Origin of the sequence: Vreelandella venusta (assembly GCF_015689495.1) — a bacterium.
GTDB classification, from domain to species: Bacteria; Pseudomonadota; Gammaproteobacteria; order Pseudomonadales; family Halomonadaceae; genus Vreelandella; species Vreelandella venusta.
In genome coordinates, this window is sequence record NZ_CP065135.1 from 1,173,135 (window position 1) to 1,198,179 (window position 25,045).

At 54.1% G+C, this 25,045-nt stretch carries 21 protein-coding genes; 13 read left to right on the forward strand and 8 right to left on the reverse strand.

Annotated features, from left to right (window positions below; translation table 11 throughout):
* The first annotated feature begins 6 nt into the window (after window positions 1–6).
* The 8 genes from IR195_RS05510 to IR195_RS05545 all read left to right on the forward strand — a co-directional run bounded on the left by IR195_RS05510 (window position 7) and on the right by IR195_RS05545 (window position 10,587).
* On the forward strand, window positions 7–2,700 hold the full coding sequence (locus IR195_RS05510; RefSeq protein WP_206048983.1) for a beta-N-acetylhexosaminidase: 2,694 nt from the start codon (window positions 7–9) through the stop codon (window positions 2,698–2,700).
* A gap of 129 nt (window positions 2,701–2,829) precedes the next feature.
* Window positions 2,830–3,627, forward strand: coding sequence for a Cof-type HAD-IIB family hydrolase (locus tag IR195_RS05515; protein ID WP_206048984.1), 798 nt, complete (start codon window positions 2,830–2,832; stop codon window positions 3,625–3,627).
* A gap of 99 nt (window positions 3,628–3,726) precedes the next feature.
* Complete coding sequence (locus tag IR195_RS05520; RefSeq protein WP_125746507.1) at window positions 3,727–4,452, forward strand: response regulator; 726 nt, start codon at window positions 3,727–3,729, stop codon at window positions 4,450–4,452.
* The gene (locus IR195_RS05525) at window positions 4,449–5,921 is read left to right on the forward strand and encodes an ATP-binding protein (RefSeq protein WP_206048985.1); all 1,473 of its coding nucleotides are present in this window, start codon (window positions 4,449–4,451) and stop codon (window positions 5,919–5,921) included. Before IR195_RS05520 ends, IR195_RS05525 begins: the two co-directional genes overlap by 4 nt.
* 195 nt (window positions 5,922–6,116) lie before the next feature.
* Window positions 6,117–7,412, forward strand: coding sequence for an ABC transporter substrate-binding protein (locus tag IR195_RS05530; RefSeq protein WP_206048986.1), 1,296 nt, complete (start codon window positions 6,117–6,119; stop codon window positions 7,410–7,412).
* An 82-nt stretch (window positions 7,413–7,494) separates the two neighbouring features.
* Window positions 7,495–8,409 (forward strand): carbohydrate ABC transporter permease, encoded by a 915-nt coding sequence (locus IR195_RS05535; protein WP_125746513.1) that lies wholly within the window; start codon window positions 7,495–7,497, stop codon window positions 8,407–8,409.
* Window positions 8,402–9,280, forward strand: a complete 879-nt coding sequence (locus IR195_RS05540; RefSeq protein ID WP_038482458.1) for a carbohydrate ABC transporter permease — start codon at window positions 8,402–8,404, stop codon at window positions 9,278–9,280. The genes IR195_RS05535 and IR195_RS05540 overlap by 8 nt, the downstream gene beginning before the upstream one ends.
* A gap of 185 nt (window positions 9,281–9,465) precedes the next feature.
* The gene (locus IR195_RS05545; RefSeq protein ID WP_206048987.1) at window positions 9,466–10,587 is read left to right on the forward strand and encodes an ABC transporter ATP-binding protein; all 1,122 of its coding nucleotides are present in this window, start codon (window positions 9,466–9,468) and stop codon (window positions 10,585–10,587) included.
* Between the two features lie 99 nt (window positions 10,588–10,686).
* Here the strand turns inward: IR195_RS05545 and IR195_RS05550 are convergent, their stop codons facing one another.
* Window positions 10,687–12,327, reverse strand: a complete 1,641-nt coding sequence (locus IR195_RS05550; protein WP_125746517.1) for a BCCT family transporter — start codon at window positions 12,325–12,327, stop codon at window positions 10,687–10,689.
* A gap of 84 nt (window positions 12,328–12,411) precedes the next feature.
* Window positions 12,412–13,950, reverse strand: a complete 1,539-nt coding sequence (gene betC, locus IR195_RS05555; RefSeq protein WP_206048988.1) for a choline-sulfatase — start codon at window positions 13,948–13,950, stop codon at window positions 12,412–12,414.
* A 107-nt stretch (window positions 13,951–14,057) separates the two neighbouring features.
* On the opposite strand from betC, the gene IR195_RS05560 reads away from it, so the two are divergent.
* Window positions 14,058–14,960 carry a LysR substrate-binding domain-containing protein gene (locus IR195_RS05560; protein WP_125746521.1) on the forward strand — a complete coding sequence of 301 codons (903 nt, stop codon included), beginning with the start codon at window positions 14,058–14,060 and terminating at the stop codon, window positions 14,958–14,960.
* Here IR195_RS05560 and IR195_RS05565 read toward each other — a convergent pair.
* Genes IR195_RS05565 through IR195_RS05580 form a run of 4 tightly spaced genes read right to left on the reverse strand, consistent with a single transcriptional unit; the run spans window position 14,957 to window position 18,493 of the window.
* The gene (locus tag IR195_RS05565) at window positions 14,957–15,985 is read right to left on the reverse strand and encodes a YcjF family protein (protein ID WP_206048989.1); all 1,029 of its coding nucleotides are present in this window, start codon (window positions 15,983–15,985) and stop codon (window positions 14,957–14,959) included. The genes IR195_RS05560 and IR195_RS05565 overlap by 4 nt on opposite strands.
* The gene (locus tag IR195_RS05570; RefSeq protein WP_125746525.1) at window positions 15,982–17,370 is read right to left on the reverse strand and encodes a YcjX family GTP-binding protein; all 1,389 of its coding nucleotides are present in this window, start codon (window positions 17,368–17,370) and stop codon (window positions 15,982–15,984) included. The genes IR195_RS05565 and IR195_RS05570 overlap by 4 nt, the downstream gene beginning before the upstream one ends.
* Window positions 17,371–17,374: 4 nt before the next feature.
* Window positions 17,375–17,563 carry a hypothetical protein gene (locus tag IR195_RS05575; protein ID WP_125746527.1) on the reverse strand — a complete coding sequence of 63 codons (189 nt, stop codon included), beginning with the start codon at window positions 17,561–17,563 and terminating at the stop codon, window positions 17,375–17,377.
* 60 nt (window positions 17,564–17,623) lie between these two features.
* Window positions 17,624–18,493 carry a D-hexose-6-phosphate mutarotase gene (locus tag IR195_RS05580; protein ID WP_206048990.1) on the reverse strand — a complete coding sequence of 290 codons (870 nt, stop codon included), beginning with the start codon at window positions 18,491–18,493 and terminating at the stop codon, window positions 17,624–17,626.
* A gap of 159 nt (window positions 18,494–18,652) precedes the next feature.
* On the opposite strand from IR195_RS05580, the gene IR195_RS05585 reads away from it, so the two are divergent.
* The 4 genes from IR195_RS05585 (at window position 18,653) to IR195_RS05600 (ending at window position 23,595) form a co-directional block, all read left to right on the forward strand.
* Window positions 18,653–18,898, forward strand: a complete 246-nt coding sequence (locus IR195_RS05585; RefSeq protein ID WP_125746531.1) for a GlsB/YeaQ/YmgE family stress response membrane protein — start codon at window positions 18,653–18,655, stop codon at window positions 18,896–18,898.
* A gap of 261 nt (window positions 18,899–19,159) precedes the next feature.
* A complete protein-coding gene (locus IR195_RS05590; protein ID WP_206048991.1) occupies window positions 19,160–21,625 on the forward strand; it encodes a DUF1266 domain-containing protein in 2,466 nt (821 codons plus the stop codon).
* Between the two features lie 107 nt (window positions 21,626–21,732).
* Window positions 21,733–22,371, forward strand: coding sequence for a C40 family peptidase (locus tag IR195_RS05595; RefSeq protein ID WP_125746534.1), 639 nt, complete (start codon window positions 21,733–21,735; stop codon window positions 22,369–22,371).
* 36 nt (window positions 22,372–22,407) lie between these two features.
* Window positions 22,408–23,595 (forward strand): MFS transporter, encoded by a 1,188-nt coding sequence (locus IR195_RS05600; protein ID WP_146942570.1) that lies wholly within the window; start codon window positions 22,408–22,410, stop codon window positions 23,593–23,595.
* Here IR195_RS05600 and IR195_RS05605 read toward each other — a convergent pair.
* Together IR195_RS05605 and IR195_RS05610 are read right to left on the reverse strand one after the other, a co-directional pair.
* On the reverse strand, window positions 23,552–24,193 hold the full coding sequence (locus tag IR195_RS05605) for an ABC transporter ATP-binding protein (RefSeq protein WP_206048992.1): 642 nt from the start codon (window positions 24,191–24,193) through the stop codon (window positions 23,552–23,554). The genes IR195_RS05600 and IR195_RS05605 overlap by 44 nt on opposite strands.
* Window positions 24,186–25,040: an ATP-binding cassette domain-containing protein gene (locus IR195_RS05610; protein WP_206048993.1), complete on the reverse strand. Its 855-nt coding sequence runs from the start codon at window positions 25,038–25,040 to the stop codon at window positions 24,186–24,188. Before IR195_RS05610 ends, IR195_RS05605 begins: the two co-directional genes overlap by 8 nt.
* Window positions 25,041–25,045: the final 5 nt, after the last annotated feature.

A 25,045-nucleotide genomic window follows, 5' to 3' on the forward strand; every position in this document is an offset into this window, starting at 1 on the left:
AAAACAATGACAACATTGACGAAGGCCCTAACGACACTGGCTATCGGGGTTGCAATCAACTCGGCGGCAGCCCAGGCCAGCGAAACCACTCAGCTTGACGCGTCGTCTGCCCGCGACTTGGCGCAGCGGCTGGACGTGCAGTACACGATAACCGCCAACCAGCCGCAGGCGCATGATATCGACTGCCAGAGACTGGGGGCGGATTATGCCGCCTGTTTCACCGCGACGATTCTTTTGACCAATACCTCTGATAAGGCCATTGAGGCGAGCGATTGGGAGCTCTATTTTTCGAGTATTCGCCGCTTGCTGCAGATGGATCATCCTGAACTGTCGCTGACGCGTATCACTGGGGATCTGCATCGCCTTGAGCCCAATGACTCTTTTACTGGGCTGGGCGCTGGAGAGAGTCTGGAAATTCCCATTGTGGGTGAGTACTGGCAGCTATTCATGACCGATGTGATGCCCAACTGGTACCTAGCCGTGGGCGATGAAACCGCGGTGATCGATAATACCCGTGACGACGTATTGAGCGATTTTGTCCGTGCTCCCTTCGGTGAACAGCTTATGCGTACACCGGACGATAACAACGTGGTGATGACCGCCGAGACACGCTTCGAGCGCAACGCTGCGGCCACTGCAATGCCCGCCGACGCATTGCGGGGAGCTATTTTGCCGACACCGCGCTCATCTCGCCTGGGAGAGGCTACTCTCGATTTGTCTGAAGGGGTCAGCCTCGAGATGCCAATGCTTAGCGAGGCCAGCCTAGCGGTACTGGGAGAGCGCTTCGAACGGCTCGACATCCCCGTCAACGAAGGTGGCGACAGCTTGGTGATCCGAGCCCGCTTGGTCTCTGAGTCAGAAGTTCTCGATGAAGCATTGGCACGGGAAGGAGGATATCGCCTGCAGCTCAATGAGTCCGGTGCCGATATTCTGGCTTTTGACGCTAGCGGGGCTTTTTACGCTGTCCAGTCGCTAATAGCGGCCATGGATGAGGAGGGGCTGGTGCCAGCGATGGACATTGATGATGCTCCACGTTACGACTATCGCGGCGTCATGCTGGATGTTGCACGGAATTTCAAAGATAAGGCCGCCGTGTTGCGCCTGCTGGATCAGATGGCTGCGTACAAGCTCAACCGTTTCCATTTCCATCTCACCGATGATGAGGGCTGGCGGCTGGAAATTCCAGGGTTGGCGGAATTAACCGAAGTAGGCAGCAAGCGCTGTCATGATCTGGCAGAAACGAACTGTCTTTTACCTCAGTTGGGCTCTGGGCCAAAGGACGATACTGCCGGTAGCGGTTTCTACACCCGTGAGGATTACATCGATATTGTTCGCTATGCCGAGGCTCGCCATATTCAGGTGGTGCCTGAAATTGATATGCCAGCTCATGCTCGCGCCGCTGTGGTGGCTATGGAAGCGCGATATCGTCGGCTGATGGAGGAGGGCGATAGTGCGGCAGCCAATGAGTATCGATTAATCGACCCCGAAGATACGTCTAATACGCTGTCGGTTCAGCTCTATGATCGTCGCAGCTACCTCAACCCCTGTCTTGAGTCGACGAACCGCTTTGTCGATAAGGTGATGGGCGAAGTGGTATCGATGCACCAAGAGGCGGGGCAGGCGCTGGACAACTGGCACTTTGGTGGTGATGAAGCCAAGAATATCCTACTGGGTCATGGTTTTCAGGATATCGATGCCGACGAACCGGTCGACTGGCGAGGAACCATCGACCAGAGTGATCAGCATCACCCCTGGGAGGCGTCGCCAATTTGCCAACAGAGCGTTGCCGATGGAGAGGTTGCTTCTGTAGAGGAACTGCCGAGCCGTTTTGCCCTACAGGTCAATCAACTCGCTGATAGCTACGGAATAGCGCGTATGTCAGCCTGGCAAGACGGCCTTAAGCATGTTGAGTCCGCCGCTGAGTTTGCGACGCCACAGGTCGCGGTCAATTTCTGGGATCCGCTGTTTTGGGGCGGTAGTCAGTCGGTGGCCGAGTGGCAGTCGCGGGGTTATGAGGTGATTCTTTCTAGCCCAGATTATCTCTACTTCGACATGCCCTACGAGGTCAATCCACACGAACGAGGCTACTACTGGGCGACACGTTTCACCGATACGCGCAAAGTGTTCTCCTTTGCCCCCGATAATCTGGCGCAAAATGCGGAAACCTCAGTTGATCGAGACGGTAATACCTTTCGTTCCGAGAGCGCTGAGGGATGGCAAGGCGCTCGGGGGATTTCCGCTCAAGCCTGGGGTGAAACGGTACGTAGCGAGACGCAGATGGAGTACATGATCTTCCCGCGTCTGCTAGCGTTGGCCGAGCGAGCCTGGCACCAAGCCGAGTGGGAACTCGACTATCAACCTGGTCAGACGTTTATCGGTGGCGAGACGTCCTTTGTCGACGATGAGTCGTTGACTGAAGATTGGCAGCGTTTTGCCAACCTGCTTGGTCAGCGTGTTCTGCCACGACTGGAGCGCGATGGGATCGCTTATCGTCTGCCGTTGCCAGGAGCCCGGGTTGAAGCGGGCAGGCTAGTCGCCAATGTCGCGTTACCAGGAGTCAGTATTGAGTACTCCTTGGACGACGGGGCGAGCTGGCAGGTCTATCAGGACAGCGCGCGCCCCGAGGTGGAAAACACGGTGCTATTACGCAGTGCTAGTGCCAATGGTCAGCGGCATAGTCGTGTCGTGACGCTAAATTAACCAACGTTAAGATAACGAAGAGCCCTCTTCAGGCAGCGTTGCCTTAGAGGGTTCTGAGTCTCTTTAGGCCGGCTGGGAGCGGCGAGCGTAATCGGATAAGCTGAGAAGTTCTATCATCAGGAGTGCACCATGACATCACGCCTTATCGTTTCCGACCTTGACGGTACGCTGTTAGGCAGCGACCACCGGCTGCACGACAATACGGTTGAGGTGCTTAGAGCGCTTGTAGCGCAAGGCCATCATGTCGCGCTGGCGTCTGGTCGCCACTATAACGATATGCGCGTGTTTCGCGATCAGTTGGATATCCCGGCCTATTTAATCAGTACCAACGGGGCCTATATCCATGCTCCAGACGGCACGCTTTTGAGCGCGACCCATCTTGAACCAGCCTACGTCGAAACGCTTATTCAGTTGCCGCGCCCGCCTCAGGTAAGGCTCAACCTTTACCGTGAAAGCGGCTGGTATATCGATGCCGACGCACCGCATCTGTTGTCATTGCATGCCTCGACGGGCTTTCGTTACGAAGTTGTGCCGCAGGAAGCGATGGATGCTGATGGGGTTGGTAAAGTGCTCTATATAGGCGATCCGGCTGCGTTAGCGCAACTGGAATATCAGGCCCAGGAGGCGCATGGTCACAGCCTACATATCACATACTCAACGATCGACTCTTTAGAAATTATGGCGGGTGGCGTCAATAAAGGCGTGGCCTTAACAGCGCTGCTGAAAAAGCTAAAGCTAACGCCAGTAGAGTGCTTAGCATTTGGCGATAACCTAAACGATACTGAAATGCTTAATCTGGCAGGGGAGGCCCAGATAATGAACAACGCCCACCCTGAGCTTTTTGATCGAGTTTCCAACGCTGAGCGTATCGGCCATCATGGCGAAGCGGCCGTGGCTCGGTGGCTAGCAAAACGCTTCGCGCTGTAACTTGGTCGATGGCCGCTTGCGACAGGATGGCCACTCCACCATCATCTAGCCCCTAAAACGATAATAACGAGTAATAATAACCCAGGGCATATTGCTACCATGACAACCACGCCTGCTACCTTGATGGTCGTTGATGACGACTCGGAAATTCGCGAACTGTTGGCAGACTATTTAGGGCGTCACGGCTATCACGTGTTGACCGCCGACGGCGCGGATTCGCTGTATCAGCAACTGGCTGATCAAGCGCCAGACTTGTTGGTCGTTGACGTTATGATGCCGGGGGATGACGGTTTTACTATCTGCCGGGAACTGCGAAAAACCAGCGATACGCCGATTATTATGCTCACCGCCAGTGCCGATGATACCGACCGCATTTTGGGGCTTGAGTTAGGCGCTGATGACTATATCGCTAAGCCCTTCAACCCTCGTGAGTTGCTGGCGCGGATTAAAGCGGTGTTGCGTCGAGCCCGCCCGGCAGCAACTGGCGCGCCGACCCAAGAGGCTCGCTGGGTGCGCTTTGGCGACTGGCAACTGGACCGCATGACCCGCGAACTGATTGACCAGGCAGGTATTCGCACTGCGCTCTCCGGCGCAGACTTCCAACTACTGCAGGTGTTTCTGGAACGGCCTGCCACCGTCATTACTCGCGACGATCTCTACACCTTGACCCGCGGACGTGAAGCACCACCGCTAGATCGCTCGATTGACGTACATGTATGTCGCTTGCGCCAGCGGCTAGGGGAAGATGCACAGCACTCCCAGCTGATTCGCACTGTGCGTGGGGCTGGCTATGTGTTGACCGCTAGGGTTGAAGCTGCTTCGTGAAGAGCGTAAAGCGCATTCTCGCGAGTTGGTTGCCAAGCAGTCTACGTGGGCGCTTTGTGGTCATTATGATTACAGGGGTGCTGGTTGCTCAAGCGGCTAGCTATGCGCTATGGACTTCTCAGGTGCGAGCCAGCCAGCTTGAACAGTTAGATGAGCTTTCCAGCAACATGGCCTTCAGTATTGCCTCGACCATGCGGTTTTTCCGTTCGCTGCCGGTAGATTATCGGCACATTGTGTTGGATCAACTGCGTAGCATGGGCGGCACGCGTTTTTTTGTCAGCGTGAATGAGCGACGCATTCCAGTCGAAGATATTGGCAGCGGCCCTGAAAAAGAGGTCGTGGTAGACAACGTGCGCTCTATTTTGACCCAGCAGCTCTCCATTGACGATGTGGTGGTGGAGTTTTCCCGCCCGGAAAACTTACGTGTCTTCAATAACGAAGTGCTGCTTTACGATTTACCACCCCGCTGGGGACAGCACAGTCTGTTAATGGAGCCGCTTTCTCCCCCTATCTTAGTGGTGCAACTGGAGTTGGCTCCGGATACCTGGCTTTACGTGGCCACACTACTGGGCGTGCCGGATATTTTTAGCGGCTACCGTTGGCTGTCTGAAGAGCGTTTATTGGTCGGCGTGCTGGTGCTGCTAAGCGTGCTGGCGCTTTCGTTACTCGGTATTACCAGTGTGACTCGGCCGTTGGCGCGGCTTTCCCGAGCAGCACGCCAGTTGGGTGATGATTTGGCTAGCCCGCCACTTAAAGAGAGCGGCCCTAAAGAAGTGGCCGCCACCGCAGCGGCCTTTAATCGCATGCAGCGACGCATTCAAGAGCAGGTTGATGAGCGCGAGCGACTGTTTTCGGCAATTTCTCATGATCTTAAAACGCCCATTACACGCATGCGGCTGCGTGCCGAAATGCTCGATGATGCTGCTCAGCGTGAACGTTTTTGTGCCTCGCTTGACGAGTTGAGTGAGCTGGTCAAAGGCGCACTGGCCTCGGTTAAAGGATTGGATCTGCATGAAGAACCCCAGCCTACAGATCTTAACGCGCTGCTGCTGGAGATTGCCGAAGGGTTACGTCTGTACGGCGGTGAGGTGTCACTTCATGGCGCTGTGTTACCACTAACCGTTAAGCCTCTGGCGCTAAAACGCTGCTTGGCAAACCTACTTGAAAACGCCGTTTTTTATGGCCAGAAAGCAACCGTAACGCTGGAAGAGCAGGCGGGTGTCGTCACGTTGTGCATTCATGATAGTGGGCCAGGTATTCCTGATGCGCAGCTTACCCGAGTCTTTTCACCTTTTGTGCGCCTGGAAGCCTCTCGAAGTCGCTACACCGGTGGAAGCGGCCTGGGACTCGGCATTGCCAGGCATATTGCCCGTGCCCATGGAGGCGATATCGTCTTATCGAATCACTCGGCAGGTGGGTTAGTGGCCACGTTAATGCTACCGCGCCAAACGAGTGTTACTGACTTGTAATAAACCTCTAACACTATTAATAAATTGCCAAGACTATGCAGGAATCGGTAACTCCCGTTGTGTGCCAGGGTGGCGTACTCTGCTGTGAGTCGTTCAGTTGAGCATTATCAGCAACGACATCTCATCAGCACAAAACATCAGCATAAAAACAACAGCACAATAACAACAGCACAATAACAACAGCAGGAGCTATTCATGCCGAGTATCAATATACCCGTATTTAACGTACCTACGTTTAAAAAGTCCGTATTTGCATTAGTCGTGGCGGCTGGCACCAGCATGGCGGCCAGCACCACCCAAGCCAACGAAGTGGAAGTGCTGCACTGGTGGACATCCGGCGGTGAAGCCCGTGCCGCAAACTTCCTCAAAGAGTTAATGGAAGCCGAAGGCTATGGCTGGCAGGATTTCGCTGTTGCAGGGGGTGGTGGTGAAACCGCCATGACGGTACTTAAATCTCGTGCAATGTCTGGCAACCCGCCTTCCGCTGCGCTCATTAATGGCCCCGAAATTCAAGAGTGGGGCAAGCTCGGCCTTCTGGGGAATTTAGACGAGGTCGCTACCGCTGAAGACTGGGATGACTTACTGCCTGAAATAGTTGCCGATATTATGCGTTACGATGGCCATTATGTTGCCGTTCCCGCGAATGTTCACCGCGTTAATTGGCTATGGGCGAACCCTGACGTTCTAGAAGCGGCAGGCGTTGAAATGCCTACCACGCTGGATGAGCTTTTTACCGCCGGTGAAGCCATTCGTGAGGCTGGTTTTGTACCGCTAGCCCATGGTGGCCAAGCGTGGCAAGACGCGACGGTGTTTGAAAGTGTCGTGCTGGGTAGCCAGGGAGCCGAGTTTTATCAGCAGGCGCTGGTGGAACTAGACCCAGAGGCGCTTGGCGGGGAACAGATGATCGCAGCGCTAGAAGACTTTAAGCGTCTACGTGAGCTGATGGATGAGGGCATGTCTGGCCGCGATTGGAACATTGCCACCGCCATGGTCATTGAAGGCACTGCAGGCTTCCAGCTAATGGGTGACTGGGCCAAAGGGGAGTTCACCGCCGCAGGCCTGACTGCTGGTGAAGACTATCTGTGCGCGGCTGCGCCCGGCACTGAAGATGCCTTTACGTTTAATATTGATAGCCTAACGATGTTTCGTATGAGCGACGACGCTGGGCGTGAGGCCCAGCAGACCCTGGCTCGCTTAGTCTTGGAGCCGACTTTCCAGGAAGCTTTTAATCTTGCCAAAGGCTCTATTCCTGCGCGATCTGACCTTGATATAAGTGACTTCGATAGCTGTGCTCAGCAGTCGCTTGCTGACTTCCAACGCACTGCTGATGAAGGCGGTTTAGTCCCCAGCTTGGCTCACGGGATGGCGGTGCGCGCTGATGTCCAGGGAGCGATCTTTGATGTTGTGACCAACTACTTCAATGACACCAATATGCCTGCCGAAGAAGCTGCTGAGCGGTTGGTAAGTGCGGCTGAAACCGCCTCTTTCTAAGCCACTGCGTTCTTTTAATAAGTGACGTAACTAGCGCCGCCGCAACGGCGGGGCTAGTGGCTGACTGGCGAGGAATAATCTTATGAGCGAACCCACGACGCGCACTCTAGTGCGGCCGACGGCGTCTGGCTGGCTACAAGCCTGGCTGCCCCGTTTGGTACTTGCCCCTTCTGTTGCGGTGTCTCTGTTGTTTGTTTACGGCTTTATGTTGTGGACTTTTGTGTTGTCGCTAACCAGCTCGCGCATGCTGCCCAGCTACGATTTTGTTGGCTTTGGCCAATATGCGCGGCTAATGGCCAACGAACGTTGGTGGATAGCCTCTAGCAACCTGGTGCTGTTTGGCGTGCTGTTTATTGTGATTTGTTTGGTGATTGGCGCGCTGTTGGCAATTCTACTGGATCAGAAAATTCGCCAAGAGGGCGCGCTGCGCACGATTTATCTCTACCCCATGGCACTGTCGTTTATTGTTACGGGCGTGGTTTGGAAGTGGCTGCTGAATCCCCAGCTGGGAATTCAGGCGATGGTGCAAAGCTGGGGGTTTGAGTCGTTTCGCTTCGACTGGATCGTTGATCCTGATATGGCGATTTATACCCTGGTGATTGCGGCAGTTTGGCAGGCGTCTGGTTTTGTGATGGCGCTCTTTTTGGCGGGGTTGCGGGGTATTGATGACAGCATCGTCAAAGCTGCTCAGTTAGACGGTGCTAGCCTGCCGCGCATTTACTGGCGGGTGGTGATGCCGTGCCTGCGTCCGGTGGTGTTCAGCGCGGTGATGATTCTGTCCCATATTGCGATTAAAAGCTTTGATTTAGTGGTCGCACTCACTGGCGGTGGGCCTGGTTATGCCACCGATCTGCCCGCCACCTTTATGTACACCCACGCCTTTAATCGGGCTCAGATCGGGCTCGGCTCCGCTAGCGCTATGTTAATGCTCGGTGGTGTTCTGGCGATTTTGATTCCTTACCTCTATTCCGAACTAAGGAGCCGCAAACATGGCTAACGTGATTCGTCGGCAAACGCCTGCCGCACGGCTGTTGCGGGCTGTGCTTTACGGCGTACTGATTGTAGCGGGGCTGTTTTATATCTTGCCGATGGTGGTCATGTTGATGACCTCTATTAAACCGTTGAGCGAAATAAGTGCGGGAACGCTGCTATCGCTGCCGCAAAATCCAACCCTTGAACCCTGGACGAAAGCCTGGGGAGAAGCGTGTACCGGTATGCGCTGTGAAGGTGTCGGCGGTTATTTTTGGAACTCCTTTGCGATGGTGATTCCTGCCGTGCTGATCTCCACCACGGTCGGGGCGCTAAATGGCTATGCGCTGACCAAATGGCGCTTTAAAGGCTCTGAATTGGTCTTTGCGCTGATGCTATTTGGCTGCTTTATCCCGTTTCAGGTAGTGCTGTTACCAATGGCACAAACCTTGGGCTGGTTAGGGCTTTCCAGCTCACGTGCGGGGCTGATTCTGGTGCATGTGGTTTTTGGCATTGCCTTTACCACACTGTTTTTTCGCAACTTCTATGTCGGAATTCCTAACGAGCTGGTCTCTGCAGCGAAGCTGGATGGCGCGGGATTCTTCCGTATTTTCTGGCGTATTTTATTACCGGTTTCCGCGCCGATTATTGTGGTGTCAGTTATCTGGCAATTTACCCAGATTTGGAATGACTTTTTGTTCGGCGTGGCGTTCTCGGCCCACAACACCCAGCCGGTGACGGTGGCGCTCAACAATTTGGTCAATACGTCCACTGGTGTGCGTGAGTACAACGTCGATATGGCCGCCGCGATGATTGCAGCACTGCCAACGCTGGTGGTGTATGTGCTGGCCGGAAAGTATTTCGTGCGCGGGCTGACGGCAGGCTCCGTGAAAGGCTAATAACAATCAGATTGGTGACAACTTTCTAGAGGTTTCTTTAGCAAGGTCAGAATCAACCCGTAGCGGGGGTCTTTCGCCATGGATGGCGAAAGTAGCGTCCAAGGAAGGATTTACAGCGCCCCCGCCAAGGGTTGTTCAGACCGAAATAACAACTTTGTCAGCAGTCTTACAATGGGATTTTCATAATGGCAGCGTTAGAAATTCACAACGTGCGCAAAGAGTTCGGCAGCGAGCGGGTGCTGAAAGATGTCAGTATTTCGATTGATTCTGGTGAATTCCTGATTTTGGTGGGGCCATCTGGCTGTGGTAAATCCACGCTGATGAACGCCATCGCCGGGCTGGAGCCAGTGACTAGCGGCAATATCTATATCGACGGCGAAGACGTCACTTGGCGCACGCCCGCTGAGCGGGATATTGCCATGGTGTTTCAGTCCTACGCGCTCTATCCCAGCATGACCGTAAGGCAAAACATCAGCTTTGGGCTGGAAATGCGCAAGGTGCCCAAAGCCGAGCGTGTCGGTGCCGTAGAGCGCGTGGCCGATCTGCTGCAAATCTCTCACCTGCTTGAGCGTAAGCCTGCCCAGCTATCGGGTGGCCAGCGTCAGCGGGTGGCCATGGGACGGGCGCTGGCACGTGAACCCAAGGTGTATCTATTTGACGAGCCGCTATCAAATCTGGACGCAAAGCTGCGGGTGGATATGCGTACCGAGATTAAAAAGCTCCATCAGCGCTTAGGCACCACAATTGTTTACGTCACCCATGATCAAGTTGAAGCAATGACCCTGGCCGACTGCATCGCGGTGATGCGTGATGGCAATATCCTGCAGCTTGGTAGCCCCGATGAGGTATATAACAACCCGGTCGACATGTTCGTCGCAGGCTTTATGGGATCACCATCGATGAACTTTATTCGCGCGACGCTGGAGACGGCCGGCGATGGCTATGTACTACGTATTGCCACCCCAGATGAAGACGATCTCTTACTACCATGGCCCTCTGAACGCAACGCAGCGGGGCTTGTGGAACAGCTGAATAAGCCAATTATTCTTGGATTGCGACCAGAACACTTCAGCGAGGAGGATGTTCGGCTGAGCGAGCAGGCGGAAGGGACACTAATGGAGGCCAAGGTAAGCATCGTTGAGCCGACCGGTGCCGATATTCTGCTACGCCTGCCGCTGGGAGAGCAGGAAATCACCGCCAGGGTGGGGCCCAAGTGCGCAATTGCACCCGGCGAACGCTTATCGCTACGCGTCGATATGGCCCGCGCCGTGCTATTTGATGCCGAGACTGAACAGCGCTTGGCTTGATGTATTAGCGCCACGTAGTGCTGAATAAGATAATACGGTAAAAGAAAGAGTCTCTGCGGATACCAGCAGAGACTCTTTACTATCGTCCTTATGTCCTCGTTAGCGACGTATATGCTTTAACTCGCCATTCAGCGCTTTAATGATCGAGTAGCACATCAACAGCATAACAATTGAGAATGGAATGGCCGTTGCTGTCACGCCTGCCTGAAGCGCTGATAAGCCGCCACCAATCAGCAGTACGATAGCGATAAGTCCCTCAACAATTGCCCAGAACATGCGCTGTGGGCGGGGAGCGTCAATTTTTCCGCCGGCAGTGATAGTGTCGATCACCAAAGACCCCGAGTCCGACGAGGTAACAAAGAATATCAGTGCTAATACGATGCCTAAGGTAGACATAATGCCTGTTAGAGGCAGCTCATTAAGCATGCCAAATAGCGAAAGTTCAGGTCTGTAGTTGTCGATGACATACTCTTTAACCAGACTGCTAGCGGGGTCTGCGTAGAGCTGATCTAGCGCCGTAGCACCAAAGACGCCCATCCAAATAAAGATGAACAAGCTGGGAACAAGCAGCACACAAAGCACGAACTCTCGCACGGTACGGCCTCGCGACACGCGGGCGATAAACATGCCGACGAAAGGTGCCCAACTGATCCACCACGCCCAGTAGAAAATCGTCCAGGACTGACGATAGGCATCATCGTCACGGCCGAAAGGGGCCGATAGAGGCAGGAAGTCAGCAACATAGGTGACAAGCCCGGACATGAAACCGCTTAGCGCAATCAACGTTGGCCCGGCAAACAAAACAAAGAAGAAGAACAACACGGCCAGGATCATATTGAATTCAGACAGCTTCTTTAAGCCGCCCTCTAATCCACGCCATACTGACACTAGCGCGACTGCCGTTACGAGCACAATGACGATCACCTGGGTGGTGGTGTTTACCTCCATGCCAAAGACGAAGTTCATCCCTGCATTCGCTTGTTGTGCACCCAGCCCAAGGGATGTGGCCAGTCCGAAGAGGGTGGCAAACACTGCCAGAATGTCGATGGCATGACCCCACCAGCCCCAGACGCGTTCGCCCAGAATTGGAAAAAATGCTGAACGTATCGAAAATGGCAGGCCTTTGTTATAGGTAAAAATGCCCAGTGCGAGCGCCATCACAACATACACTGCCCAGCCATGCAGCCCCCAGTGAAGATAGGTACCCGCAAGCCCCATGGCACTAGCATTAGCAATCGCGTCTGGGTTCAGTGTTCCGTCACTTCCGAAGGGCGACGTAATACCTAAAGGCAGCGAAACATTGGCGTGATAAACCGGCTCTAGAACGCCAAAAAACAGTAAGCCGATGCCAATGCCAGCAGTGAACAACATTGCAAACCAAGAAAGATAGCTATGATCCGGGCGAGCGTCAGGCCCCCCTAGCCTGACTGATCCATAAGGCAAGACCACTAGAGCCAAGCAAAACAGAATAAAGAAATCCACCAGGATCATGAAATACCAGTCCAGGGTTCCCGTGGAAAAGGCGACGATCGACTGAAAAATGCTCCCTGCGCGTTCAGGAAATAGTAGGGTGAGGATAATAAACACGACCGAAGAAAGGGCGGATACAGCAAAAACGCGATTATGGATATCAAACCCGATGGGGCCAAAGCTCCCCTCGATATTATCCTGCCCGACCACGTAGTCGGTTTGCATATCACTAGCCATAGGCGGCGACTCAGGGTCGCTTTTAGTGCTCATAATAGAGTTTCCCTTATTATTAATAATGGGCGCATCCGCCGTCTTATCATCTTTATTTTAGGGTGGTAGTGGTTAAATGATGAATCAACGGTTGTTTGTTACGGAGGCGGTGGCTGATAAACGTGCTCGACGCTCTAGGTCGTCCAAGTCGATGTTGTTACGCATATACTGGATACTAGCATCGAAAGTGGGCTGATAATCCCATGGCGTAACTTTGCCTTGCTTAAGGGCCCGTGAAACTAGTTTACGGCGCCGTTGACTGGCAATCACCTCATTATGCATCTGCTCATAGTCCCAGCGACTGGCGACCTCATTGCGAAATTCCTTACATAATTCCTGATAAGCAGGGCTTTCGGCGAGATTATTGAGCTCTAGCGGATCTGCATCGAGATCGAATAGCTGATCTGGATCTGGTGCAGTGTGGACGAATTTGTAACGACCGCGACGAATCATTAGTAGCGGTGCAATAGCCCCTTCGCCAAGATACTCGCCTATTACCTCATCGTGACCACCGTTACCCGTCAGGTGCGGCAAGAGGCTGCGACCATCAATCGGCACGGCATACTCTGGTGCGCTTCCATTGTGGGCTAGTTCGGCAAACGTTGGCAGCAGATCCATGGTCGATACCGATTCACCCACCCTGCCTGGAGTAAAGCGTTGTGGCGCATGGATAATCATCGGCACGCGTGCTGAGCCCTCGAACCAGCTCATCTTGTACCACAGGCCGCGCTCGCCGAGCATATCACCGTGATCACCTGAGAAAACAATGATGGTGTTTTCATCGAGGCCAGTCTCCTTCAACGCTTTAAGCACGTCACCGATTTGATCGTCGACATAGCTTAGCGCCCCATAATAAGCATGTCGCGCGTTGCGGATCTGCTCATCGTTGATGGTGCCCTCATCGCACTGGTAAACATGACGCAGCCGCTTGGAGTGTGGATCCATCAGCTCTCTTGAATAGGGTACCCGTGGCATATCGATGGCGTCGTGCTGGTAGCGGTCCCAGTACTCCTGAGGAATGGTGTAAGGGTCGTGTGGGTGCGTCATTGAAACAGTCAGGCAGAAGGGCCGCTGCTCGCCATTGCGGGCATAATCGTAAAGAAAGCGCTTAGCGCGGAAAGCGACTTCATCGTCGAAGTCGAGCTGGTTGGAGCGCACGCATGGCCCCGCCTGAATCACCGACGACATATTGTGGTAGTAGCTAGGCCGTTCATGAAAATTTTCCCAGTCGACAAACCAGCCATAGTCGGCCGGGTAGATGTCGGTGGTCAGCCGTTCTTCGAAACCATGCAGCTGGTCAGGGCCGCAGAAATGCATCTTACCGGTGAGGGCAGTGTAGTAACCAGCATCGCGTAGATAATGGGCGAAAGTGGGAGTGTCCGCTGGAAAATCAGCGGCATTGTCATAACCTCCAATGCGTGACGGCAATTGACCGGCCATCAACGTAAAACGAGATGGCGCGCATAGCGGGGTGTTGCAGTAGGCTGAGTCGAACACTACCCCTTCATCTGCCAATCGTGAGAGGTGGGGAGTCTTTACGATGGGGTGGCCGTGGAAGGGCATCGCCGAGGCTGCTATCTGGTCGGCCATCAGAAAGAGAATGTTGGGTTGTCGAGCAGTCATGTGCAGAAACTCCAGGTCGTGGCGCGTATCAATTCTTAACCAGTCTCTCTGCTAATCCGTTATGCTGTAAACTGGCTGTTTTTTAATGTTTTCCATTAGGTGAGCTAATGTCAGTGGCGGGTAAAAGGGTGTCGCAGAATGGATTGAGAGTCTTTGAGGCAGCAGCCAGACATCTGAGCTTTACTGCAGCAGCTCGTGAACTGCGTTCGACCCAGTCGGCGGTCAGCCAGCAGGTTCGGGCACTGGAAGAAGAGCTTGGCTTGCGGCTTTTTGACCGGGTATACCGTGGCGTGCTACTGACCGAATCTGGTCATGCGCTGTTTGCCAGTGTTCAAGAGGGGTTTTCGATCATTGAGGAGACGATCGAACGGCTGCAGCATCGCCAGCACAGTCCGCACGTCAATATTTTGACCGATTTTTCGTTGGCTGCTTACTGGTTGATGCCGCGGCTGCCGATGTTTCGGCAGCAGCACCCCAAGATCGACGTGCGCATTTTAACTAGCCAAGAAGTCTTTGATTGGAGAGGGCAAGAGGTCGATGTGGCCATTATGTTCTGTGATGAACGGGGGATGAAAAACGCTTCTCCATTGTTCCAGGAGGAGGTTTTTCCTGTCTGTAGTGCTGGTTTTTTGAAACAGTACGGCCCATTGGAACAGCTCTCATCGCTTGCTGAAGTCCCCCTGCTGACCCTTACCGCTGATCAACGGCAGCACTGGCTGGATTGGCCGACATACTTCAAGCAAATGGGCGGGACGCCTCATGGCCAATCTTCCGAATTGGATTTCAATAACTATACGCTGTTGATTCAAGCGGCGATTGCAGGGCAAGGCGTAGCGCTGGGTTGGAGAGGTCTAGTCGAAGACATGCTTGAACGTGGCATGCTGGTCGGACTGAAGCATCTCAGTCTGGCGACGCCCAATGGTTACGGCATCATTGATGCCAACCCAAATGACAATGGGGTTGGCAAACGCACGTTTCTTGACTGGATCGCATCGAACCCTCCCGTTTAACGATCTTGTGAAACGGGCTCTTTATCGAGCCGTTTGATTTGCCGCCATAGGTCTTGGCGTAGATCGGCCAACTTGGGTTGCTCTTGTTCCGTAAAGGCCACTGGGCGACATAGACGCTGGGCGCGTAGCCCTAAACGGGCGCTCAGTAGGCCTGTGGCCAAACCTTGGCCCGCACGAGCGGAAAGCCTGCCTGCCAAGTCCAGTGAGAGCATATCCATGCTGGCATCCGTGGCGAGCTCACTGGCTCCGGCAAAGGCCATGTTATGCAGCACATTGCGAAATAGCCGTAGACGGCTAGCGTAACCAAGCTCAAGTCCGTAAAGGCGGCAGAGTCTGTCGACCATGGCAAGGCTGCGCCAGGCCACCAGTGCCATGTCTACCAACGTCAGTGGGCTGATGGCCACCATGATGGCCGTCTCACCAGACATACGGGTAATCAGGCGCTGGGCTTCGCGGTCGCGGGGCGCTAGTAGATGGTAGCGCAGCAGTGTTTGTATCTCTTCTCCGCTATGATGGGGCTGGCAGGCACGTTGAAACGCCTGCCAATGAGGATCATCATCGCCCAGTTTTAGCTGGCGCTTGAGCTGCTCTGCCATGGATTGGGCTTGCTTGGTAGAGCGTTGTGGCAGTTCTGCCAGGTCATGGCGTAATCGGTCATGGCGCTTTAAGCGGCGCAGACGGCCAAGCTCTTTCAACAACGACAAGCCGCCTATACCAATCAAGCTAATGCCAAACAGCTGCCAGGCCATGGTCATCCACTGTGACTGGGAAAAGGCGTCCGGAATGCCGGTGGCCAATTCTACGCTGCCCAAGGTAGCACCGCCGACCAGGGCAAACATCAACCCCCAACGGCGTTTTCGGGGTGTGCTCAGGCTCGCTTCCGGAAGTGCTTTGATGTCTGCCTGGGGAGTCAGCGGCTGATGCGATTCAGTCGCGGCAAAACTTTCACGCTGACGCAACTGCTCGGAGTTGGGGGCGGGTGCTTCTTGTGTTTGGAAATCCCGACGCGGCTGAGGATTACTCATATCAATTTATCTCCAATCAGCCAGTCGATAGCGGCGTCCATGCGGATATGTGAAAGCGCTTCGCTGTCGATAGGCATTGGGCGAAAGCTGGGAAAGTCAAAGCCTTGCTGCTGCCAAAAGTCGGGTTTCGGAAGACGGTTTGGCACGTCACCCGGGTAGACCAGCACGTCTTCGCCTTCAAGGGTAGTGCCTTTTAGCGCGGGAGTGCGTTTGCCTTCGTGGAGAACTTCACGGGCTTCAGTGGCGCGTATGGCCGCTAGTGACAGTGCCTTCACCGGAATGTCGGCAAAACGCAGGTCTTTAAGTGGCTCAGCAAGTAACGCTTCCAGCAGTTGCACAACATTACCGTGCTGGTCGGGCGTCACGTGGTCAGCTTTGGTAGCCGCAATGGCCAGACGGTCTATTTTCGGCGCAAATAGACGCGTCAACAGGCTGCGCTTGCCGTAATCGAAGCTTTGCATCAGTTGACGCAGCGCATGGGAAAGGTCTTCAAAGCGTTCCGGCCCGGCATTAAGCGCACCAAGCACATCGACCAGCACAATCTGACGATCGAAACGACGGAAATGGTCACGATAAAAGGGCCGTACCACTTGCTGCTGGTAGTAGCGAAAGCGCGCGGCCAAGGTGGCGTAAATACTAGTATCAGGTAGTGCTTCCAGGGTTTCTTTTGGTGCATTTAATTCAGGTAGCGGAAAAAACTGCAGTACGGGCGCGCCATCTAGCTCGCCGGGGAGCAGAAAGCGTCCAGGCTGAAGATCAGAAAACCCTGCCTGTTTGGCCCGGCGAAGGCCTTGGGCATAGGCATCTGCGAGCGCTGCCAGTTTCGCTTCATCCGCCTCGGCGGCAGGGTCTAGTTGTTCAGCCTCCATTAACCATTCGCTGAACAACACCTTCCGGTGTGGCCCTTCATGCAGTGATTGCGCCTGGCACCAGCTGTAAAAGTCGTGCTGTAGCAGGGGTAAATCCAGCAACCACTCGCCTGGGTAGTCGAACAAGTCGAGGGTTAAGTGGGCAATGTCTGGAGTAAACCAGCCTTGCTGGGCAGGGCGGTAGCGCAGCTGTAAGCGCAGTTCACTGATGCCACGGGTGGGCTCAGGCCAGCGCGGCGGCGTAGCACGTAGCGCCGCCATGCCAGGATCATAGGGGAAACGTGGCACGCCAAGGTCCGGTTGGTTCAACCGCTGCGCACCCAGCAAACGCCCTTCACGGGCGACGGGTAACAAGTCTAGTTGGGCCTCTACCCCAGCGTGGCGCAATTGGTTAACCAGTGACGTTAGAAACGCGGTTTTCCCGGCCTGAGACAGCCCCGTTACCGCCAGCCGTAATTGTCGGTCACGGCCTCGCTCTAACAAATTGCTCAGTTCGCGACTTAACGGCTGGCGCATCCTATCAATTCCTTATTAGTACAACCTGGGAAAGCATGGGTAGGGTGGCGATGATAAACCCAATCACAGCGACGCTATACCCTGGCCAGCGGCGCTGCATTTTTTGCGCAAGTGTTAAGCCAATTAAGCATACCACCATGCCGATTAGGTTAAAGGCAAACGTGGCAGCCTCCAGCCATTGCTGTGGATCCATTCGGTCTCCCTTCAAAATATTAACTAATTTGATGATAACAAAGCATTGATGAACCGAGGATTAACCGCGGCTTAATGTCGTACCTAATAAGTGTTGTGCGCCGGGGACTAGCCATACAGGATCTAGGCGGGTGTTAGCAGCTTCAACGCAAAAAAAGTGACGTGCCGCGTCGGCAGGCGTATCACTGGGCAAGTCGCTATCTGGGTGCCACACCACGGTGGAGTCGCTGGATTGTTTGGCAATACGCAGCGTACGCTGCCCATCGTTCAGCAATACGGCTTCATTGGTGTGATAAATACGGTCGACGGCGCCGCGAATAGCCAGCGTGCCCTGTTGTTGGTCTTCGCCAAAACCGCGCAGTTTGTCTAAATAACGTGCGCCAGCCAACCCTTCCAGACGGCACTGGTGTACATCACTAACAGCTAAGTAAGTATGTAGCGCACCGCTGATCTTGACCGGCGCTTCGCCAATGTTTTCGCTAATTAATTCAACGTTTAAGCGCTGGGCATTCGCTTGAATGACGACGCGAGCGGTTAGCTGACTATGTAGACGCTCGATAGGAGAGAGGTGCACTTCAATACCTTCAGCATGGTCATCAATCGCGTCTAAACGCCATTGAGCGTGACGAGCAAGCCCGTGAAAAGGGCCGTTACGGTCAGGGCTTTCATCGGCATAGCGTTCGTCGCCAAACCAGGGCCAACATAGGGGGATGCCACCACGGATCGCACCTGGAAGCGCCTGCGGTGTGGGGGTAACCCAAAGCCAGCCGGTGTCGTCAGTGGGTTCAAAATGCAGCACTTGTGCGCCCTGTAGGCTAACTGCCATTTCTCCCCAAGCCATCTTGAACAGCGCTATGTCGCGCCCTTGCCAAGTTACCTGCTGGTGGCCGTCTACATCGGACAGTAATTGCTTGAGAGAATCGGGAATCATAAGGTTTCCTTGTAAGGAAGGGGATCAAATGGGCAGGACCGTAGCGCCGTGTGCTATGGTAGGACAAGCAACAGTGATACGTAAAACACTGCGAATAAAACGTTGCAGTTAAGATGTTATAGGTAAAACCCTGACGAAAGTGAACATCAAGGAGGCACTATGGGCGGCTTTATTGCGTGGTTGATTATTGGTGGTTTGGCTGGCTGGATCGCTGGCAACATCATGCGTGGCGGTGGTTTTGGTATTTTGGGCAATATTGGTGTCGGTGTTGTTGGCGCACTGCTTGGCGGGTTTTTATTTAGCCTGTTAGGTTTGCAAGCAGGCGGTTTTATTGGTTCGTTGGTGACCGCAATCGTCGGTGCAGTCGTGTTGTTATGGATAATCAGTAAAGTGAAAAGCGCTTAGCATAGCTAACCTGATGCATTATTTACTGCCCGGCCCTGTGCCGGGCAGTGTTGGTTTAGGCGCTCATTTTTTGCCGCGTTTTAACGTTTCGTCGCTATCGGCCTTCGCGCCACTTTCCGTTACACTATGTCCCCTTAGTAATGCCATTTTGGCGATGTCGTTATAACGATGTCTCTTTTTATTTTAAGCGGCCTTAATTGTATAGGCGGCTCACTCTTTTTTTATTTTCATTAATAGCTTCCTGTTTCTTAGAGGTGTCTTTTGGCCGATGCACTGAATGCCTGGTGGGCTCAACAGCTTGTGCTGTGTGATTGGGCCTTTACGCCGCATCCGCTGACGGTGGATGCGGGAGCGGCCGAGCAACGTCTGCTACAGCTGGGTATTGCGCACCGTGGCGAGTTGGCTGATCAGCTCTTTTTTGCGCTGGATGCCCCGGCCGGTGAAGCTGATCGACTACTGGGGGCGCTAGAGTGGGCAGCGTTAGCAGGCGCGGCAGGTTGGCTGACACAATCTCAGGCGCAAACGTGGGCGCATCATATTACCCGTCGTATTACGTCTGATTACAGCGACCTACGCGCTTGGCTTTCCGACCTGCGCCGAGCACTTGGTGTGAAAGGGTGGGAAACCGGTGCGGATGATCGCTTTATTGACGCTTGTCAGGCATTAGCGGATTTAGAGAGTGAGGGCGAAGGCATCACTTGGCAAGTTCTGGAAGCAGCACTGGCACGATTGCCTGAACCCCAAACGCTATGGTCAGAAGAGCCATCAGCCCAGCCGTGGCGGCTATGTGCGCTGTTTCGCTCGATGCTCAGTTACCCAGCAAGTGCTGCTGACTGGCCAGACGCCCCTGCATGGTTAGCACGTATCTGGCAAATTCATGACCGTGATCAGCTGCTGGAAGTGATGCTGTGGCTAAGCGCCCAGGGGGAGCGGCAGAGCTGGGATATCGAAGCCCGTGAACTGCTCACTATGGACCATGCTCAGCGCCAAGAGTGGCAGCGGGGTGCGGTTGCAGATGCTCCTTATGCACCGGTATTGGCCACATTTGTTAGTCAAGGGGAGCCATTAGAGTGGGCTGCTTGGGACTGGCTACGTCTGGCTGAGCTGGCGTGGGCGGGCGCTTGTTGTGGCTGGTTAAGCCAAACGGAGGCTGATGATTTGGCAGCGCATGCGGCTGACTTGATTAACCGTCGTTACCATGATTGGTACGCGGTGTTGAAAGCCTATATGCGGGGTCAAAGCTTGTTTGAAGGGGTCGATCGGCGTGGTATGACGCCTAGTAAACGCCATAAGCTACTGACGCAGGCGCCCCATAGTCCGTGGCAGTGTCCGCTAAGCTCGCTGCTGGATGAGCTAACGCTGAACGCATCTCGTGAACGCATTAAACAGTGGAGAAATACTTCCCATCACTGGTTGCTGGCCCTGGCCAGCGTGCGAGAACCTGATGTGATGCTGCGTCAGTTGAATCCATCCGCGCCTATTGCAGAACAGCGCCGTGCCGATGCGGCGGTCTATCTTCAGGATTCGTTAGACCTGCATGCTGATGAGGGACACCAAGCGTTAGTGCGCTATTGGCTACCGGCCCAGGCGCATCACCTTAATCAGCTTGCCGCCGACGCCATTCATGGCGTTATGCCGCCATCGCAGACGCCGTTTGGTCAGCCTACACCTGATGAGCTAAAGCAACGTAATGCAGTAAAAGGGGTTAGCCGTCATGCTGCCACTATTCATATGGCAGAGAAGTTCGCGTTCTACTTACATATGGCGCTGGATAGCAGCCTATTTGAGCGTGAACCACTGATGGCCTATGCCAGCGCTTTGCGTAGTTGCCTATGTCGCTTTTATGCCACACCAAAGCGTTTGCTTGAAGCATGGTTTGCCTGGGAAAGCTGCTTACCAGAGCCGGAGCACGACTCGCTGATTAACGAAATTGCCTGGCACTTAGAAGACCCTGGTAGTCTTTTCCATTGGTTGAATTGGCACCCTGATGCGTGGTGCGAACCTGGCGAGCGGCCAACGCTCAGCCATTTTACGGCTATGTCGCTGGTTGGGCCGCTTAATAGCGCCGTGTGGAGTGAGCCTCAACCGGAAAGCCCTAGAGAGTGTGCTGATATCCGTGAATGGGTAGAAAGCCATTATCATCTGACCAGTGCTGATGACATGCAGGAATTTTTAACCTTCATGCTCGAGTCTGGGGATCGTCAGGAGTACCAAATTAACTATGCGCCCTACACACTTAATCCTGATCGCTTGGATGCCGAAATCGCTATTCTCGAGTCAGGGGAGTGTGCCGAGGAGGAACGCCATCATCTGCTGCGCTTGCGCCGGGTGCAAAGTAATGAAGATGGTTGTAACGATGTAGATATGGCTGCCTGGGACATTGCGCAATTAGTCGACCTTGCCATTGCTGCGCGCCAGCTTGGCTGGTTAGACCGACAAGCATTTGCCGACGTGCTAGACCGGGCTTATAAGCTGGCGGCTGAGCACTATTCTGGCTGGCAAGAGTACGCCGCGGGAATGTACGCCGGTTTTTCGTTTTTTATGGGCGAAACACCAGAGCGAGAAAGCTTTCTGGCTGGGTTTCGGCAGGCGTTAGTCGCATGGTTGTGTGGCGCTCCTATACTGGCTGGCCCTTGGGCAAGCCTTGATTTTCCTGGAAATAAACCGCGTCATTTTGCGCCGCTACATATCGATACATTACCGGGCGATCAGCGAATATTACATTGAAGCTCGCCAAGCACAGGGTAATTAGCTTATAGTCCAGGGTATGAAAAAAATGAGTTTTTTCATACCTCATTCCCATTAAATATTTTTATTGTTACGAGGTTAATCGCATGGTTGCGTCGCCACACCCCGCTGTGACCGCTGTCCGTGTTGTAAGTGTTTGTGCTGTTGTCGCTGTTTTAACTGGTTGTGCGGGCGCTGCCTCACGCCAGGGCATGGAGCCTCCCGAGAATTATTTCTCAATGGCGCTGCCGGGATTGGCAGAAGGTGAAAACCTTGCAATGTCCCCGGTCAGTAACGCCACTGGCCAACTGCGTAGCCTTCAGACGCCGCCACCTACGATCATTCGCCAAGCGCTGTTAGAACAACATCAGCGATGGGCTGGGACGCCGTACCGTATTGGCGGTACCTCGGAACAAGGCATTGATTGCTCTGCTCTGGTAAGAAATGTGTTTCGTGACACGTTTAATTTAGAATTGCCACGCTCTACCTATGATCAAGTACATGAGGGACGCCCGATCGACCGCCAAGAGCTACAGGCGGGCGATCTGGTCTTCTTCCGCCCTCCAGGTCGATACAACCATGTGGGCATTTATGTAGGGGATGGCCGTTTTTTACACGCGTCCTCTTCCAAAGGCGTAATGATTTCTCGTTTGGATAACAGCTACTGGAAGCGCTACTATTGGCAGGCTCGGCGCGCGCTAGAACCGACCAACTTAGCCCAGCTAAGTAACCGCTATATGCCGTAAATGTCTGCGATCAGTTTTGCATAGTGTGGACATCACATGATTGAGGCTAGAACGCGCGCCTGGTGGCGCGCGACTGCGGCTCTTTGTCTAGGGTCGTTCCTTGTTTTTATCAATTTATATGTCCCGCAACCGCTGCTACCCGGGCTTAAGGACACCTATGGAGTATCTACCTTAGGTGTTAGTTTTTTGATGTCCGCCTCCACGCTTTCCCTGGCTTTCGCGCTACTCGTATTTGGCCCCCTTTCTGATGCGATTGGCCGTGAGGCTATTATGCGCATTACGTTGCTACTAGCTGGCGGCCTTTCCCTTGCATTGGCGTTTGCACCTACCTTCGAAAGCTTATTATTGCTGCGTTTACTGCAAGGGTTCGTGCTGGGCGGGTTGCCAGCCGTTGCGATTGCATGGATGGGGGATGAGTTTGAGAAGCCTGCTTTGCTCAGTGCGGTTGGTTTGTATATTGGCGCCAATTCACTGGGCGGTATTAGTGGCCGAATTGTAGGCGGTGGCGCGGCGGCCATAGGCGGCCCCACGGCGGCATTTTTAGCGGTAGGAATCATGACGGTCGCCGGGTGCGCGGTTTTTTGGCGACTGCTACCTAATAGTCGAGCCTTTACAGCCAAGCGGTTTAAATTTCGCCAAGCGGCCGGTGATTTGCTCGGGCATCTACGCACGCCGGTGTTGTTGGCCGCTTATTGCCTGGGCGGAATTAACTTCCTTATTTTTATCAATCAGTACAGCTATATCACGTTCCGTTTAGCGGGTGAGCCGTATCAGTTAGCGGCTAGCAGCTTGGGGCTGATTTTCCTGACGTATCTGGGGGGGACGCTGGGTTCTACGCTATCAGGTCGATTAGCCGATCGTTTTTCACCCGCGAGCTGTATGAGCGTGGGTATCTTAATTTTGATGCTAGGCACGGCGGTAACGCTGGCCAACGCTCTGCCGCTGATTATTGTTGGTCTCACCATTAACGCATTTGGGTTTTTCTTAGCACACTCTTTGGCCTCTAGCTGGGTGGGTCGCTATGCACAGGGTGCTAGGGGCAGTGCCTCAGCGCTTTACTTGGTATTTTACTACCTCGGGGCAAGTGTTGGTGGATTCTGGTTAGAGCCATTTTGGCGCTGGGCGCAGTGGCAGGGCATCGCGTTGGGATCTTGGCTGCTGCTTAGCGTTACGCTAATTATTAGCATTGGTTTAAGGCGCTTCGAACGTCGTGAACGGCATTAAGTGTGCCTTGTAAATGGAGGCGGCGAGTGCACAATCGCGCTAGCAGTGCTGCGTCATGACTGATCACTAACACGCCAAGTTGCTGGCGATCAGCCACCTTTCTTATTGCCTGCCATAGCTCCACTTGGGTGATAGGATCGAGCATGGTCGAGATTTCATCAGCGATCAGGTAGCGCACCCCCGGGGCTAACGCTCGCAATACGCATACCCGCTGTAATTCTCCTCCAGACAAGGTGGTTGGAAACCGCGATAGCCAATCAGGTTGGATGCCAAAGTCCTGCATTAATGATGCGGAAGGGCACCATGCTTCGCAGAGTATGTTCTTTACTTGCCAACGTGGGTTGACGGCAAGTTCCGGTGATTGCGGTAGCCACTGTACCGGCCGCAGTCCACGGGAAGGGAGTGGCTTATCATCGGCATAAATCTCCCCCTGTTGTGGCTGCAGTAAGCCAGCCAAGAGTTTTCCCAGCGTAGACTTGCCTGCCCCTGAGTCACCGCTTAGCCCCAGCCATTCTCCCCGCTCAAGTGATAACGAAAGTTGCGTTAATAGTGGTGCTTGAGAACGGAAGCCAAAGGTGATTTTTCGTGCTTCAAGCAAGGGTTGACTCCTTAGCTAGGTCAACGGCATCAGTATGGGGGCCGCGCTCGTTAACAGGCACCTGAGCGCTAAAGGTGTTGTCGGGCAGAGCATTCCATAGCGCGCAGGCATAGGTGCTTTTAAGCTGTTTTCCATTGCCTTGAAAGGCAGTGGCAGGAGTCGCTTCGATACACTTCCCCTGGCGCAGTATCGTTACATGGTCGGCGATGGGCAACGCGTGGCGCAAATCGTGGGTAATTAGCATGACGGCCTTTCCTTCAAGCGCGAGTGCCTTCAGAGAGGCCAATACACGGTCGCGCTGTTGAGGGTCCAAACCTACGCTTGGTTCGTCGGCAATAATTAGGCTGGCGTTGCCGATTTGGGCCATGGCGGCTAAAACACGCCGAGCCATACCGCCTGAAAGCTGGTGGGGGTATGCCCGCTGAGCGTGATGACTGAGCTGATAATGATTGAGTGCCCGCTCTGCGCTGTACCAAGCGACGGTTTTGCCTTGCCCTGCCCGGCGAGCCGCCCAACTAACTTGGCGTTGACTGCTGGCGAGTGGGTCTAGGGCATTAAGTGATTGCGGAATGAGGCCCAGCTGGCGGCCTCTGAGCTGGCGCTGGCGTTCAGCGGTCAATGGCGCATCTTTAAAAAATAGCTGACCACTGGTTTTTGCCCCTTCGGGTAGCAATCCCATAATTGTGTAAGCTAGCAAGCTTTTTCCGGCGCCGGATGCACCAATGACAGCATGTATTTCACCGGGTTGTATGCTTAACGACAGGTTATCAATGCAGGTGGTCCACGCACGTCGCCACCAGTACTGGTAGTAGGGTAATTGCAGCGTCAGATTCTCTATATCCAGCATGCTTG